Origin of the sequence: Mycobacterium kyorinense, from assembly GCF_002101735.1 — a bacterium.
Classification (GTDB): domain Bacteria; phylum Actinomycetota; class Actinomycetes; order Mycobacteriales; family Mycobacteriaceae; genus Mycobacterium; species Mycobacterium kyorinense.
Map to the genome: position 1 here is coordinate 1 of NZ_LQPE01000027.1, position 14,941 is coordinate 14,941.

A 14,941-nucleotide genomic window follows, 5' to 3' on the forward strand; every position below is an offset into this window, starting at 1 on the left:
AACCACCACGAAGCGGCCCTGTCACGCTGACACACCGCAACGCAGCACCATCACCCTGACACTGAGCGCAAACCCGGCCATCCGCTCGGCGTGTCGCCCGGGGACGCGCACGCTCGCGCCAAAGGCCAAAGGTGCGGGGGCTACAGCCGTTCGATGATCGTGACGTTGGCCGTGCCGCCGCCCTCGCACATCGTCTGCAGCCCGTAGCGGCCACCGGTCCGCTCCAGCTCGTTGAGCATGGTGGCGAACAGCTTGGCCCCAGTGGCGCCCAACGGGTGGCCGAGGGCAATCGCGCCGCCGTTGGGGTTCACCTTCTCGGGGTCGGCCTTGATCTCCTTGAGCCAGGCCATCACCACCGGCGCAAACGCTTCGTTGATCTCGACGACGTCGATGTCGTCGATGGACAGCCCGGTCTTCTCCAGCGCATAGCGGGTGGCGGGGATCGGCCCGGTCAGCATGAACACCGGGTCGGCGCCGCGGGCGCTGATGTGGTGGATCCGGGCGCGCGGCGTGAGCTTGTGGTTCTTGACCGCCTGCTCGGACGCCAGTAGCACCGCGCTCGCGCCGTCGGAAATCTGGCTGGCGACCGCCGCGGTCAGCCGGCCGCCTTCCGACAGGGTTTTCAGCGCGGCCATCTTCTCCAGCGAAGTCTCGCGCGGGCCCTCGTCGATCCGGAACCCGTCCACGTCGACGATCTCGTTGTCGAAATGCCCGCCCCGAATTGCGGCCAGCGCTCGCTGGTGGCTGGTCAGCGCGAACTGCTCCATATCCTCGCGCGAGATGTTCCAGCGCTCGGCGATCAGCTCCGCGCCGCGGAACTGCGAAATCTCCTGATCGCCATAGCGGTGCAGCCAGTTCTTCGACTCGTTCGTCGGTGAGGTGAAGCCGAACTCCTTGCCCACCACCATCGCCGACGCGATCGGGATCTGGCTCATGTTCTGCATGCCGCCGGCCAGGATCACGTCGGCAGTCCCCGACATAATGGCTTGCGCGCCAAAGGAAATGGCTTGTTGACTGGAGCCGCACTGTCGGTCGACGGTGACGCCGGGGACCTCCTCCGGGTAGCCCGCGGCCAGCCACGCGTTGCGGCCGATGTTGCCGGCCTGCCCGCCGAGAGCGTCGACGCAACCGACGATCACGTCGTCGACGGCGGCGGGATCGACGTCGACACGGTCGAATAGGCCGTGAAACGCGTACACCCCCAAGTCAATCGGATGTACGCCGGCCAAGGATCCGTTGCGCTTTCCGACCGCGGTCCGCACGGCATCGATGACATACGCTTCGGTCATTATCAGACTCCTTCTTTGGTGATACCGCCAAGGACGATGGCGAGGTATTGCCGGCCCACCTGTTCGGCGGTGAGCGGTCCGCCGGGTTGATACCAGCGCACCGACACCCACGTGGTGTCGCGGATGAATCGGTAGACCAGGTCGACGTCGAGGTCCGGCCGGAAGTAGCCCTCTTCGATGCCCTGGTTGAGCACGTCGACCCACATCTTGCGCTGCTGTTTGTTCTTCTCCTCGATGTAGGAGAAGCGGGGCTGCGACGACAGCCGCTTGGCTTCGTCCTGGTAGATGACGACCTGCGCATGCCGGTGCTCGATCGCGTCGAACGACGCCATGAACAATCCCTTGAGCCGCTCCAGCGGATTCGGTTCGGTGTCAACGATTTCCTGGTAGCGGGCGAAGAGCCAGTCCAAAAAGCCACGCAGGACCTCGTCGACCATCTCCTCCTTGGAGGAAAAGTGGTGATACAGGCTGCCGGATAGGATTCCGGCGCCGTCGGCGATGTCGCGCACGGTCGTCGCGCGCAGCCCTCGTTCGGCCATCATCGTGGCCGCCAATTCGAGAAGTTCCTCGCGCCGGTTCATGGGTGCTGGCTCGAAACCGAAATCACTTCTCCAGTCAGGTAACTGGAGTAGTCACTGGCGAGGAAGGCGATGGTCGCGGCAACCTCCCACGGCTCGGCGGCCCGGCCGAATGCCTCTTGGGCCGACAATCTGTCGAGCAACTCCGACGATGACGTCTTGTCGAGAAATTTGTGCCGGGCGATGCTCGGCGACACCGCGTTGATCCGCACGCCGTAGTCGACGGCCTCGATCGCGCTGCACCGGGTCAACGCCATCACGCCGGCCTTGGCAGCGGCGTAGTGCGCCTGGGAATGCTGTGCGCGCCAACCTAAAACGCTGGCGTTGTTGACGATCACTCCGCCGTGGTCGGCCTCGCGGAAGTAGCGCAGCGCCGCCCGGGTGGCGCGGAAAACCGACGTCAGCGTGACGTCGAGTACGCGGTCCCATTCCTCGTCGGTCATGTCGGCGACCGGGGTCTGCCCACCGAGCCCGGCGTTGTTGACCAACACGTCGATGCGGCCCATCCGCGCGGTGGCCGAGGCGAGCAACGCGTCGACCTGCACACTGGAGGTGACGTCGCACAGCACGTGCTCGACCCGGCCGAGGCCCAGCTTCGACAGTTCGTCGGCGGTCTCGGTAAGCCGTCGTTCGTGATGGTCGGAGACGACGACGTCGGCGCCCTCGAGCAGGGCGCGCCGCGCGGTGGCCGATCCGATGCCGGTGCCCGCCGCCGCGGTGACGATCACAACCTTGCCGGTCAGAAGGCCGTGTCCGTCAATCTCTTTCGGCGCGACCGCTAGCGTCATCCTTTGACCTCTCGGGGTAGGCCGAGCACCCGCTCGGCGATGATGTTGCGCTGGATCTCGTTGGAGCCGCCGTAGATGGTGTCCGCGCGGGTGAACAGGTAGAGCCGCTGCCACTCGTCGAAGTCGCCACCGTCGAGCACCATGCCGGCTTTGCCCTGGACGTCCATCGCGATCTCGCCGAGCTCGCGATGCCAGTTGGCCCACAACAGCTTCGACACGTTATCCTGGCCGGGCTGCTCGACGTCCATGGTGGCCAAGGCGTAGGAGCGCATCGCCCTCAAACCCGCCCAGGATCGAGTCAGGCGTTCGCGGATCAGCGGATCGTCCGCGGCGCCAGTGTGTTTGGCAAGTTCCACGACGCCGCTCAGCTCGCGCGCGTAGACGATCTGCTGCCCCAGCGTCGACACCCCGCGCTCGAAGGTCAGTGTTCCCATCGCGACCCGCCAGCCGTCCCCCGGCGTGCCGACCACCAGGTCGGCGTCGGTGCGAGCGTCGTCGAAGAACACCTCGTTGAATTCCGAGTCGCCGGTCAGCTGGACGATGGGACGGATCTGCACACCCGGTTGGTCCAGCGGCACAAGCAGATACGACAGCCCGGCGTGGCGCTTGGAGCCCTTTTCGGTGCGCGCCACCACGAAGCACCACTGGGCCCAGTGCGCCAGCGAGGTCCACACCTTCTGGCCGTTGATCACCCACTGGTCGCCGTCGAGCACCGCGGTGGTGGAGACGTTGGCCAAGTCGCTGCCGGCCCCCGGCTCCGAATAGCCCTGACACCACAGCTCCGTGACGTCGAGGATGCGCGGCAGGAACCGCTGCTGTTGCTCGGGCGTGCCGAATTCGATCAGCGTCGGGCCGAGCAGTTCTTCGCCGAAGTGGTTGACCTTCGCGGGCGCGTTGGCGATCGCGTACTCCTCGTAGAACGCCACCCGGTGGGCGACCGACAGACCACGGCCGCCGTGCTCCACCGGCCAGCCCAAACACGTCAACCCCGCCGCGGCGAGGTGCTGGTTCCAGGCGCGCCGCTCTTCGAAGGCCTCGTGCTCACGACCGGGCCCGCCGAGGCCTTTGAGCGTGCCGAATTCGCCGGCCAGGTTCTCGGCCAGCCACTCGCGGACCTCAGCCCGGAACTCCTCGACGTCCTGCATCCCTGTAGGCTAACCTACCAAGCACTTGCTTGCTAAAGGAGTTGTCGATGCCGACCGATCCGCAGACCATTCCTGCGGTGCTGGACCGCATCGCGCGTGAGCTCCCGGACCACAATGCGCTGGTCACAACGGATCGCACGCTCACCTTCGGGGAGTTGCGCGACGAGGTGCGCCGCGCCGCCGCCGCCATGATCGAGCTCGGAGTTGAGCCGGGTGACCGGGTGGCGATCTGGTCACCCAATACCTGGCACTGGGTGGTCGCCTGCCTGGCGACGCACTACGCGGGCGCCACCATGGTCCCGCTGAACACCCGCTACACCCCGTCGGAGGCCACCGACATCCTGGCCCGCACCGGCGCTCCGCTGCTGGTCGCGATGGGCGAATTCCTCGGCGCCGACAAGGTCGCCGACCTCGACCGCGACGCGCTGCCCGCGTTGCGGCACATCGTGCGTGTGCCGATCGAGGCCGCCGACGGAAGCTGGGACGACTTCGTCGCTGCCGGCACCGATCTTGGCGCAGCCGACGCCCGCGCCGCCGCCGTCAGCCCCGACGACGTCTCCGACATCCTGTTCACGTCCGGCACCACCGGCCGCAGCAAAGGTGTGCTGTGCGCCCACCGGCAGTCGCTGGCGGGGTCGGCGGCATGGGCGGCCTGCGGCAAGATCACCGCCGACGACCGCTACCTGTGCATCAACCCGTTCTTCCACAACTTCGGCTACAAGGCCGGCATCCTGGCCTGCCTGCAGACCGGGGCCACGTTGATCCCGCAACTGACGTTCGACCCCGAGCAGGCGATGCGCGCGGTGGCCGAGCACCGGATCACCGTGCTGCCCGGCCCGCCGACCATCTACCAGACGCTGCTGGACCACCCGAAGCGCGGCGACTACGACCTGAGCTCGCTGCGGTTCGCGGTCACCGGCGCGGCCACCGTGCCGGTCGTGCTGATCGAGCGGATGCAGTCCGAGCTGGACATCGACATCGTGCTGACCGCCTACGGTCTCACCGAATCCAACGGCTTCGGCACCATGTGCCGCGCCGACGACGACGCCGTCACCGTCGCCACCACCTGCGGCCGCCCGATCGCCGATTTCGAGCTGCGCATCGGCGACCAGGGCGAGGTACTCCTGCGCGGCCCGAACGTCATGCTCGGCTACCTCGACGACCCGGAGGCGACGGCGGCTGCCATCGGCGCCGACGGCTGGCTGCATACCGGCGATGTCGGAAAGCTCGATGCCGCAGGCAATTTGCAGATCACCGACCGGCTCAAGGACATGTACATCTGCGGCGGCTTCAACGTATACCCGGCCGAGGTGGAGCAGGTGCTGGCCCGCCTCGACGGCGTGCTCGACGCCGCGGTGATCGGCGTGCCCGACGAGCGCCTCGGCGAGGTGGGCCGGGCCTTTGTGGTGACCCGTCCCGGATTCGACCTCGACGAGCGGGCGGTGATCGCCTACACCCGCGAGCATCTGGCGAATTTCAAGACCCCCCGTTCGGTGAGGTTTGTCGACACGCTGCCCCGCAACGCGGGCGGCAAGGTGGTCAAACCATTACTGCGAGAGATGCCTTAGATGGACCTTGATTTCGACGACGAAACGCGCGCCTTCCAAACCGAAGTGCGTGCATTCCTTGCGGCCCACCGTGATTCATTCCCGACCAAGTCGTACGACACCGCCGAGGGCTTCGAACAGCACCGGCGTTGGGACAAAGTGCTCTACGACGCCGGGCTGTCGGTGATCACCTGGCCGCAGAAGTACGGGGGTCGCGACGCGACGCTGCTGCAGTGGGTGGTCTTCGAAGAGGAGTACTTCCGCGCCGGCGCCCCCGGTCGGGCCAGCGCCAACGGCACGTCGATGCTGGCGCCGACGCTGTTCGCGCACGGCACCGAAGAGCAACTCGATCGGGTGCTGCCGAAGATGGCCAGCGGCGAGGAGATCTGGGCGCAGGCCTGGTCGGAGCCCGAGTCGGGCAGCGACCTGGCGTCGCTGCGGTCCACCGCCACGAAGACGGACGGCGGCTGGCTGCTCAACGGGCAGAAAATCTGGAGCTCGCGGGCGCCCTTCGGCGACAAGGCATTCGGGCTGTTCCGCTCCGACCCTTCCGCTGAGCGGCACCGCGGGCTTACCTATTTCATGTTCGACCTCAAGGCCGACGGGATCACCGTGCGGCCGATCGCCCAACTCGGCGGCGACACCGGTTTCGGCGAGATATTCCTCGACGACGTGTTCGTCCCCGACAACGACGTCATCGGCCAGGTCAACGACGGCTGGCGTGCGGCGATGAGCACGTCGAGCAACGAACGCGGCATGTCGCTGCGCAGCCCGGCCCGCTTCCTGGCTGCCGCAGAGCGGCTCGCGCAAGTATGGAAAGACAGCGGCCACAATGTTTTTGGAGCCTTCGGCGACCAGGTGGCCGATGCCTGGATCAAGGCGCAGGCCTACCGGCTGCACACCTTCGGCACCGTGACCCAGCTGGTCGGCGGCGGCGAACTCGGCGCGGAGTCGTCGGTGACCAAGGTGTTCTGGTCGGACCTGGACGTCGCGCTGCATCAGACCGCGCTGGACATTCGCGGCGCCGACGGAGAGCTGGCCGACTCGTGGACCGACGGGTTGTTGTTCGCGCTCGGCGGCCCGATCTACGCCGGCACCAACGAAATTCAGCGCAACATCATCGCCGAGCGGCTGCTGGGCCTGCCCCGGGAGAAGGCCAAATGAGATTCGACTTGGACGCACAACAGCGCGATTTCGCGGCCAGCATCGACGCGGCGCTGGCGGTGGCCGACGTGCCGGCGGCGGTGCGGGCCTGGGCCGCCGGCGACACCGCGCCCGGCCGCAAGGTGTGGGCGCAGCTGACCGACCTCGGGGTCACCGCGCTGATGGTGCCCGAGCGGTTCGACGGCATCGGCGCGCACCCCGTCGATCTGGTGGTCGCCGCCGAGCGGCTCGGACGTTGGTGCGTGCCGGGGCCGGTCACCGAATCCATTGCGGTGGCACCGATTCTGCTTGCCGACGACGAGCGGTGCGCAGCGCTGGCCGCGGGTGAACTGATCGTCTCCGTCGCGCTGCCGCCGCAGGTGCCGCGGGCCGTGGACGCCGATACTGCCGGGCTGGTGCTGCTGGCGAGCGACAGCCGGGTCAGCGAGGCACGCGTCGGTGACCAACACGAGTCCGTCGACCCCAGCCGTCGGCTGTTCGACGTCACCCCCGGCGGCGCGGCGTGGGACGCCGACGTGGCGCGGGCCTACGAATTCGGCGCGCTGGCCACCGCGGCCCAGCTGGTCGGCGCCGGCCAGGCCCTGCTCGACGCGGCCGTCGACTACGCCAAGCAGCGCGCCCAGTTCGGGCGGGTGATCGGCTCATACCAGGCGATCAAGCACAAGCTCGCCGACGTGCACATCGCGGTGGAGCTGGCCCGGCCGCTGGTCTACGGCGCGGCGCTGTCGCTGGCCACCGGTTCACCGGACACCGCCCGCGACGTGAGCGCCGCCAAGGCCGCCGCATCGGAGGCCGCGCTGCTGGCCGCCCGGTCGGCACTGCAAACGCACGGCGCCATCGGCTTCACCGCGGAAAACGACCTGTCGCTGTGGCTGCTGCGGGCTCAGGCGTTGCGGCCGGCATGGGGCGACCCGGCGGCTCATCGGCGGCGGGTATTGGAGGCGCTGTGAACGACGAACGGGAACTGCTGCGCGAAACCGTCGCGGCGCTGGTCACCAAGCACGCGTCGCCAGAGGCGGTGCGGGCCGCGATGGAATCGGAACGCGGCTACGACGAATCGCTGTGGCGGCTGCTGTGCGAGCAAGTGGGCGCGGCTGCGCTGGTGGTGCCCGAGGAATACGGCGGCGCCGGCGGCAGTCTCGGTGACGCCGCCGTCGTCGTCGAGGAACTCGGCAAGGGCCTGGTGCCTACTCCGTTGCTGGGCACCACGCTCGCCGAGCTGGCGCTGCTGGCCGCCGACAAGCCGGACACCGACGCGTTGGAAAACCTTGCCGCGGGCGCCGCGATCGGCGCCGTGGTGTTCGACCCCGACTATGTGGTCAACGGCGATATCGCCGACGTCGTCATCGCGGCCGACGGCGAGAAACTCACCCGGTGGACCACGTTCAGCGCCGAGCCCGTCGCCGCCATGGATCCCACCCGACGGCTGGCCCGGGTGATCGCGCAGAGCACCGCGCCGCTCGGCGCCGACCCCGGCCTCGCCGACACCGCAGCCATCCTGCTGGCCGCCGAGCAGATCGGCGCGGCGGCCCGCTGCCTGGAGCTGACCGTCGACTACACCAAGGAGCGGGTGCAGTTCGGCCGCCCGATCGGCAGCTTCCAGGCGCTCAAGCACCGGATGGCCGACCTGTACGTCGCGGTGCAGTCGGCGCGCGCGGTGGTCAACGACGCGGTCGCGGAACCATCGCCGACCTCCGCGGCGCTGGCCCGGGTTGCGGCCAGCGAAGCGTTCAGCACGGTGGCCGCCGAAGGCATTCAGCTGCACGGCGGCATCGCGATCACCTGGGAACACGACATGCAGCTGTATTTCAAACGCGCACACGGCACTTCGCAGTTGCTCGGTCCGCCGCGCGAACACTTGCGCCGGCTGGAATCCGAGGTGTTCTAGCCTGGGCGACATGAACGACCGCGTCGCGCTGCGGGCCGGGGTACCGCCGTTCTACGTGATGGACGTCTGGCTGGCGGCGGCCGAGCGTCAGCGCAGTCACGGCGACCTGGTGAACCTGTCGGCGGGACAACCCAGTGCCGGCGCCCCGGAGCCGGTGCGCGCCGCCGCCAAAGCCGCGCTGGATGCCAGCCCACTGGGTTATACGGTGGCGCTGGGTATTCCGGAGCTGCGCGAGGCGATCGCCGCGTCGTACCGAGACAGGCATGGACTGGCGGTCGGTCCCGACGAGGTGGTGATCACCACAGGATCGTCGGGCGGATTCCTGCTGACGTTTTTGGCTTGCTTCGACGTCGGCGATCGGGTGGTGGTCAGCAGTCCGGGCTACCCGTGCTACCGCAACATTCTTTCGGCGCTGGGCTGTGAGGTGGTCGATCTCGAGTGCGGACCGCAAACTCGGTTTCAGCCCACCGCGCAGATGCTCGCCGAACTCGAGCCGCCGGTGTCCGGCGTGGTGGTCGCGAGCCCGGCCAACCCGACCGGCACCGTTATTCCGCCGGCGGAGCTGGCGGCGATTGCGTCGTGGTGTGATTCTGCCGAGGTGCGGTTGGTCAGCGACGAGGTCTACCACGGGCTGGTCTACGAAGGCGCGCCGGAAACCAGCTGTGCCTGGCAGACATCGCGAAACGCAGTGGTGGTCAAGAGCTTTTCCAAGTATTTCGCGATGACGGGCTGGCGGCTGGGCTGGCTGCTGGTACCGGCCGAGCTGCGCCGCGCCGTGGACCGCCTGACCGGCAATTTCACGATCTGCCCGCCGGTGTTGTCGCAGCATGCCGCTGTTGCCGCGTTCACCCCCGAAGCGGTGGCCGAAGCCGACGGGCACCTGCACCAGTACGCCGTCAACCGCAGGTTGCTGCTCGACGGTCTGCGTGACATCGGCATCGACCGGCTGGCGCCCACCGATGGCGCCTTTTACGTCTACGCCGACGTGTCGGACTTCACCGACGACTCGATGAGGTTCTGCTCAAAGCTATTGGCGGACACCGGCGTTGCGATTGCGCCCGGTATCGACTTCGACACGGTGCATGGCGGATCGTTCGTCCGGCTGTCGTTTGCGGGGCCGACCAGCGACATCGAAGAGGCGTTGCGGCGCATAAGGTCGTGGCTGCACCGGTGAGTCTCGTCATCTCGGATCACGAGCGGGCCGCGCTGGCGCAGGTGAGCGGGTTCCCGTTGTTCGCCTCCCTCACCGGACGGCGATCACGCCGCTTTCCGGCCGGCGGGCGCATCCCCGCCGGCGCGCTGGAATACACCAGTCGCCGGCCGGTCCAGCCGCTGTCGGAAGTCGAACGGGCACTGCTGCTTTCGGTCACCGGAGGCGTTACCGGCTGGCACTTCGGCATCACCCACAACCCGAGCTATGCGCCGTCGCTGCCCAACTATTCGGGCAGCGCGACCGGTCGAACCTTCCCGTCCGCTGCGGGCTTTCACACCAGCCAGCTGTTCTTCACCGACGACACCGGCACGTACATGTTGCCCACCCGCGACGCGCAACCGCGCGAGTTCGACGGCGTCGAGGACTGGATCAGCCACACCGCCGGCTCCTATGTGCGGATTTCGGATGCCCGTCTGGCACTGCCGCGTGAGGAGCCGCACGTGGAAGGCCACAACCTCTGGATCGCCAACCACCCCGGCAGCCTGCTGGCCTTCCCGGTGGCCGATCTCGCCGAGCACCTGATGGAAAACCTGTGGTTCTTCGCCGCCAACGGCTACCTGATCACCGACGACATCAGCGGCCGCGATATCCCTGGCGCCGAACGCTTTTCGAAGCTCCCCCATGCCGATGACCCGATCCCGTTGTCGTTCGTCGAGCAGTACACGCTGACCGAGGCGAGCGCGGAGCTGGCCGTCGCCGCCAACAACGGGGTCTTGGCGCTGCAGGCGCTCGGCCTGGGCGGCTGGATGTACGACGGCCTGAACCGCTTGTCGGTGTTGGATGGGCTGGGCTTCGTCGCCGACGAGGACGAACGCTGGCCCTTCCCCAATGTCACCGGGCTGCCCGGATACTTCGAGACGCTCAGCCCGCCGCATGTGCCGTCGGTCGCGGTCGGGGTGCAGAAGCTGGTCACCCGCAAGTACGGTCCGGGCGGGCCGTTTCACCCGGACACACCGGGGCCCTGGTTGGATACTCCTAAAGTTCGCGCCTCAGCGCTGCCGCCCGACGGCATCCAGGAGCTCGTCACCCTCGAGGCGTCGTATATCTACGACACCTTCGGCAAACTGCCCGGCACGGTGCCGACCGTGCACGTGCTGATGTACCTGCAGGCCCAGCATATCGACACCGACTTCTACGACGAGTTATTCGGTCCCGGCGCCTACCTGCCGACACACGCCGAACATCAGGCCCGCTGGCATCCGGAACGTTAATCCCACTGCTCGTCGGCCACGTCGGGGATGCAGTGGTAGGCGATCACGGCCGTGCCGGGCTGCGCCACGCCACCGAACACGTTGAGGCACGGACCGAGGGCGCTGGTGACTTGGCCGCTGGGTTGGTGAGCCCACTGCTGGTTAGCGGTATTCGCCTGACACGGTGCAAGGGTCACCGGGGTGTTATCCGCTGCGCCGCCGATGCTGACGCAATACCCAGGAAAGGCCGCGCTCTCGACCTGACCGGCCGGATTGAAAAGCCACAGCTGGGATTTCGACCCGTCACAGGGGTTGACCATCGTCGCGGTGTTGTTCCCGTTCGGGCCGTCCAGACACCAATTGCCCAGCCGGCTGCGCAACTGAACCGGGTCGGCATTCGCCGGCCCACTGCTCAGCAGCGCGGCACCGACTATCGCGCCGGCTACCACGAAGACCCGGCGCACACCGCCCATCAACCGCGGCTCAGCCATTTGAGCCCTATCATCGCACCGCGACCGCCGTCGCGACAGACCGACGTCCTACAGCCAGGTGTCCTGGGTGGTCGTCGTCAGGAAGGCCTCGAGGTCGTCGCGCCACTGCGCGGGCGTGGTCTTGTCCGGTTCGATGCCGGTGTAGTCCCCGCGGTAGAACAGCAGCGGCCGCGGCTTGATCTTCGGGACCTCCGACAGCGATTTCACCGCGCCGAACACCACGAAGTGGTCGCCGCCGTCGTGAACCGAGTGCACCGTGCAGTCGATGTAGGCCAGCGACCCGTCGATGATCGGCGACCCGAGTTCCGATGGGGTCCAGTCGATCCCAGCGAACTTGTCGGCGTCCTTGGAACCGAAGCGCGCCGAGATGTGCTTCTGACCCTCGGTCAGCACGTTGACGCAGAATTTTCCGCTGGCCTCGATGGCCTGCCACGACCGCGACACCTTGGTCGGACAGAACAACACCAGCGGCGGCTCCAGCGACAGCGCCGCGAACGACTGGCAGGCGAAGCCAACCGGCACGTCGTCGTGCACGGTGGTGATGATCGTGATCCCGGTGCAGAACTGACCCAGCACGTTGCGGAACGTGCGCGGGTCGATCGGCGCGGCGCTCACTGGTTGCGGGCACCTACCGTGAAGTCGTGGCCCCACAGGCTCACCGCGGTGCTTTCCCGGGCGATCCAGTCGCTGTCGTCGACTTTCCGCCCCTCGCAACCGAATTCGATGTCGAACCCGCCGGGTGTCTTCATGTAGAACGACAGCATCAGGTCGTTGACGTGCCGGCCCAGCGTCGCCGACATCGGCACCTTACGACGCAACGCGCGGTCCAGGCACAGCCCGACGTCGTCGGAGTTTTCCACCTCGACCATCAGGTGCACGATGCCGCTCGGGGTCGGCATCGGCAAAAACGCCAGGCTGTGATGCCGTGGGTTGCAGCCGAAGAACCGCAGCCAGGCGGGGGCTCCGTCGGCGGGGCGGCCGACCAACTGCGGCGGCATCCGCATCGAGTCGCGCAGCTTGAAGCCGAGCACGTCGCGGTAGAAGTGCAGCGCCTCGTCGTCGTCGCGGGTGGACAGCACCACATGGCCCAGGCCCTGCTCGCCGGTGACGAACTTGTGCCCGTACGGGCTGACCACCCGGCGGTGCTCCAGCGCGGCGCCGTGGAAGACCTCCAGGCAGTTACCCGAAGGATCCTGGAACTGGATCATCTCGTCGACCCGCCGGTCGGCCAACTCGGCGGCGGTGGCCTCCTTGTACGGCGTGCCCTCCACGTCGAGCCGGTTGCGGATCTCTTGCAGCCCTTCGGCGTTCGCGCATTCCCAGCCGGCCGCCGACAGCCGGTCGTGCTCGCCGGGCACGATCACCAGCCGGGCCGGAAAGTCGTCCATCCGCAGGTAGAGTGCACCCTCGGTGGTGCCGCTGCCCTCGACCATGCCGAGCACCTTCAACCCGTACTCCCGCCAGGCCGCCACGTCGGTGGCCTCGATGCGCAGATAGCCCAGCGACCGGATGCTCATCGCGCGCCTCCCAGGAAATCGATGGTCAGCTTGTTGAACTCGTCGAACTTCTCCACCTGTGCCCAGTGTCCACACTGCCCGAAAACGTGGAGTTGCACACGCGGAATGGTCTTCAGGGCGACCAGCGCGCCGTCGAGCGGGTTGACCCGGTCCTCACGGCCCCAGATCAGCAGCACGGGCTGGCGCAGCCGGTACACCTCGCGCCACATCATGCCGGCCTCGAAATCGGCTCCGGCGAAAGACTTTCCCATCGCGATGGTCGCCGCCAGCGATTCCGGCGTGCTGGCCAGCGTGAAGCGCTCCTCGACCAGCTCCGGGGTGATCAGCTTCTGGTCGTAGACCATGATGCGCAGGAACGCCTCGAGGTTCTCGCGAGTGGGCTCGACGGAGAACTTCCCCAGCCGCTTCACACCCTCGGTGGGGTCCGGTGCGAACAGGTTGACGCTCAGCCCGCCGGGGCCCATCAGCACCAGTCGGCCGGCCCGGTCGGGGTAATCCAGCGCGAAGCGGACCGCGGTGCCCCCGCCCAGCGAATTGCCCACCAGCGGAACACGTCCCAGCTCCAGCTGGTCGAAGAGCCCCTTGAGCGCCCTGGCCGCGTAACGGTTGAACTGCCCGTGCTCGGCGCGCTTGTCGGAGTGGCCGTAGCCCGGCTGGTCGACGGCCAGCACGTGAAAATGCTGAGCCAGCACAGCGATGTTGCGCGAGAAGTTAGACCAGCTCGACGCACCCGGTCCGCCGCCGTGCAGCAGGACAACCGTTGGGCCGCTGCCGGCTTCGTGATAATGCAGCTTCAGTGGACCGTCGACATCGACCTCCACGAAACGAGACGTGGATTCAAACGTCAGTTCTTCCGTCGCCGTCATTAGACCATCGTGTCGCCGGGCGGCAACCCGAACTCGTGGTTACCGAAGATCACGTAGGCGCGCTCCGGGTCGTTGGCGGCGTGCACCCGGCCGGCGTGCGCGTCACGCCAGAACCGTTGGATCGGAGCATCATTGGCCAGCGCGGTGGCGCCGGACGCCTCGAACAGCCGGTCGACCGAAGCGATCGCCCGGCCGGTGGCGCGGACCTGGTCGCGACGGGCCCGGGCACGCAGCTCGAACGGAATCTCCTTGCCCGCCACCAGACACGCGTACTCGTCGCTGACGTTGCCGATCAGCTGCCGCCATGCCGCGTCGATGTCGCTGGCGGCCTCGGCAATGCGCACCTTGGCGAACGGGTCGTCTTTGGCTTTCTCGCCGGCGAACGCCGCCCGGATCCGCTTGCCCTGATGCTCGACGTGCGCCTCGTAGGCGCCGTAGGCCATCCCGACGATGGGCGCCGAAATGGTGGTGGGATGCACTGTGCCCCAAGGCATTTTGTAAACCGGCGCGGTGTTGGTCGCATAGCCGCCGGCGGTGCCGTCGTTCATCGCCTTGTAGGACAGGAAGCGGTGCCGCGGCACGAAGACGTCCTTGACGACGATCGTGTTGCTGCCCGTGCCGCGCAGACCGACCACGTGCCAGACGTCCTTGATCTCGTACTCGCTGCGCGGGATCAAGAAGCTGCCGAAGTCGACAGGCCGACCGTCTTTGATCACCGGCCCGCCCAAAAAACACCACGTGGCGTGGTCGCAGCCCGACGACCAGTTCCACGAACCGCTGACCAGGTAGCCGCCGTCGACCACCGTGCCGGCGCCCATCGGCGCGTACGACGAGGAGATCCGCACGGTCGGGTCCTCGCCCCAGACCTCCTCCTGGGCCTTCTGGTCGAACAGCGCCAGGTGCCAGTTGTGCACCCCGATGATCGAGCCCACCCAGCCGGTGGAACCGCAGGCGCTGGCCAGCCGTCGCGCCGCCTCGTAGAACAGCGCCGGGTCGCATTGCAGGCCGCCCCACTGCTCGGGCTGCAGCAACGTGAAGAAGCCGACCTCGTCAAGCGCCTTGACCGTCTCGTCGGGCAGGCGGCGCAGATCCTCGGTGGCCTGAGCGCGATCGCGCAGCTGGGGAAGCAAGTCGTCGATGCCGGCTAGGACCGACTGCGCGTCACGCTGTTGAATAGAGGCTGACATAGCTCAAAGACTAGAACACGTTCCGATTTGTGTCGAGCAGGGTATTCCTGCGGCTGGTAGCGGTACCTAGTGGGTTTT

General features: G+C 67.5%; 15 protein-coding genes. 6 read left to right on the forward strand and 9 right to left on the reverse strand.

Going from position 1 to position 14,941, the window contains the following annotated elements:
• Positions 1-140 precede the first annotated feature (140 nt).
• From fadA6 to ipdE1, 4 genes are read right to left on the reverse strand one after another with little or no spacing between them, the layout of a single operon-like run.
• Positions 141-1,289 (reverse strand): steroid 3-ketoacyl-CoA thiolase FadA6, encoded by a 1,149-nt coding sequence (fadA6, locus tag AWC14_RS04805; RefSeq protein WP_045384118.1) that lies wholly within the window; start codon positions 1,287-1,289, stop codon positions 141-143.
• A 2-nt stretch (positions 1,290-1,291) separates the two neighbouring features.
• Positions 1,292-1,870, reverse strand: a complete 579-nt coding sequence (gene kstR2, locus AWC14_RS04810; RefSeq protein ID WP_045384120.1) for a TetR family transcriptional regulator KstR2 — start codon at positions 1,868-1,870, stop codon at positions 1,292-1,294.
• Positions 1,867-2,655 carry a (5R,7aS)-5-hydroxy-7a-methyl-1-oxo-2,3,5,6,7,7a-hexahydro-1H-indene-carboxyl-CoA reductase gene (gene ipdF, locus AWC14_RS04815; RefSeq protein ID WP_045384122.1) on the reverse strand — a complete coding sequence of 263 codons (789 nt, stop codon included), beginning with the start codon at positions 2,653-2,655 and terminating at the stop codon, positions 1,867-1,869. Before ipdF ends, kstR2 begins: the two co-directional genes overlap by 4 nt.
• Positions 2,652-3,800, reverse strand: a complete 1,149-nt coding sequence (gene ipdE1, locus AWC14_RS04820; protein WP_045384124.1) for an acyl-CoA dehydrogenase IpdE1 — start codon at positions 3,798-3,800, stop codon at positions 2,652-2,654. The genes ipdF and ipdE1 overlap by 4 nt, the downstream gene beginning before the upstream one ends.
• 47 nt (positions 3,801-3,847) lie before the next feature.
• Here ipdE1 and fadD3 point away from each other — a divergent pair, with 47 nt between their 5' ends.
• Genes fadD3 through AWC14_RS04850 form a run of 6 tightly spaced genes read left to right on the forward strand, consistent with a single transcriptional unit; the run spans position 3,848 to position 10,823 of the window.
• On the forward strand, positions 3,848-5,368 hold the full coding sequence (gene fadD3, locus AWC14_RS04825) for a 3-((3aS,4S,7aS)-7a-methyl-1,5-dioxo-octahydro-1H-inden-4-yl)propanoate--CoA ligase FadD3 (RefSeq protein ID WP_057003374.1): 1,521 nt from the start codon (positions 3,848-3,850) through the stop codon (positions 5,366-5,368).
• A complete protein-coding gene (locus AWC14_RS04830; RefSeq protein WP_045384127.1) occupies positions 5,369-6,511 on the forward strand; it encodes an acyl-CoA dehydrogenase family protein in 1,143 nt (380 codons plus the stop codon).
• Complete coding sequence (locus AWC14_RS04835; protein ID WP_045384129.1) at positions 6,508-7,461, forward strand: acyl-CoA dehydrogenase family protein; 954 nt, start codon at positions 6,508-6,510, stop codon at positions 7,459-7,461. Before AWC14_RS04830 ends, AWC14_RS04835 begins: the two co-directional genes overlap by 4 nt.
• Positions 7,413-8,399: an acyl-CoA dehydrogenase IpdE2 gene (gene ipdE2 / locus AWC14_RS04840; protein WP_162267214.1), complete on the forward strand. Its 987-nt coding sequence runs from the start codon at positions 7,413-7,415 to the stop codon at positions 8,397-8,399. The genes AWC14_RS04835 and ipdE2 overlap by 49 nt, the downstream gene beginning before the upstream one ends.
• A 10-nt stretch (positions 8,400-8,409) precedes the next feature.
• Positions 8,410-9,573, forward strand: coding sequence for a pyridoxal phosphate-dependent aminotransferase (locus AWC14_RS04845; protein ID WP_045384135.1), 1,164 nt, complete (start codon positions 8,410-8,412; stop codon positions 9,571-9,573).
• Positions 9,570-10,823, forward strand: a complete 1,254-nt coding sequence (locus AWC14_RS04850; protein WP_045384158.1) for a hypothetical protein — start codon at positions 9,570-9,572, stop codon at positions 10,821-10,823. The genes AWC14_RS04845 and AWC14_RS04850 overlap by 4 nt, the downstream gene beginning before the upstream one ends.
• On the opposite strand, the gene AWC14_RS04855 is transcribed toward AWC14_RS04850, so the two are convergent.
• From AWC14_RS04855 to hsaA, 5 genes are read right to left on the reverse strand one after another with little or no spacing between them, the layout of a single operon-like run.
• Positions 10,820-11,293, reverse strand: coding sequence for an Rv1419 family lectin (locus tag AWC14_RS04855; RefSeq protein ID WP_045384138.1), 474 nt, complete (start codon positions 11,291-11,293; stop codon positions 10,820-10,822). The genes AWC14_RS04850 and AWC14_RS04855 overlap by 4 nt on opposite strands.
• Positions 11,294-11,341: 48 nt before the next feature.
• The gene (hsaB, locus tag AWC14_RS04860) at positions 11,342-11,908 is read right to left on the reverse strand and encodes a 3-hydroxy-9,10-secoandrosta-1,3,5(10)-triene-9,17-dione monooxygenase reductase subunit (protein WP_045384141.1); all 567 of its coding nucleotides are present in this window, start codon (positions 11,906-11,908) and stop codon (positions 11,342-11,344) included.
• The gene (hsaC, locus tag AWC14_RS04865) at positions 11,905-12,810 is read right to left on the reverse strand and encodes an iron-dependent extradiol dioxygenase HsaC (RefSeq protein WP_045384143.1); all 906 of its coding nucleotides are present in this window, start codon (positions 12,808-12,810) and stop codon (positions 11,905-11,907) included. Before hsaC ends, hsaB begins: the two co-directional genes overlap by 4 nt.
• The gene (gene hsaD, locus AWC14_RS04870; protein WP_045384145.1) at positions 12,807-13,676 is read right to left on the reverse strand and encodes a 4,5:9,10-diseco-3-hydroxy-5,9,17-trioxoandrosta-1(10),2-diene-4-oate hydrolase; all 870 of its coding nucleotides are present in this window, start codon (positions 13,674-13,676) and stop codon (positions 12,807-12,809) included. The genes hsaC and hsaD overlap by 4 nt, the downstream gene beginning before the upstream one ends.
• A complete protein-coding gene (hsaA, locus tag AWC14_RS04875; RefSeq protein ID WP_045384148.1) occupies positions 13,676-14,863 on the reverse strand; it encodes a 3-hydroxy-9,10-secoandrosta-1,3,5(10)-triene-9,17-dione monooxygenase oxygenase subunit in 1,188 nt (395 codons plus the stop codon). The genes hsaD and hsaA overlap by 1 nt, the downstream gene beginning before the upstream one ends.
• Positions 14,864-14,941: the final 78 nt, after the last annotated feature.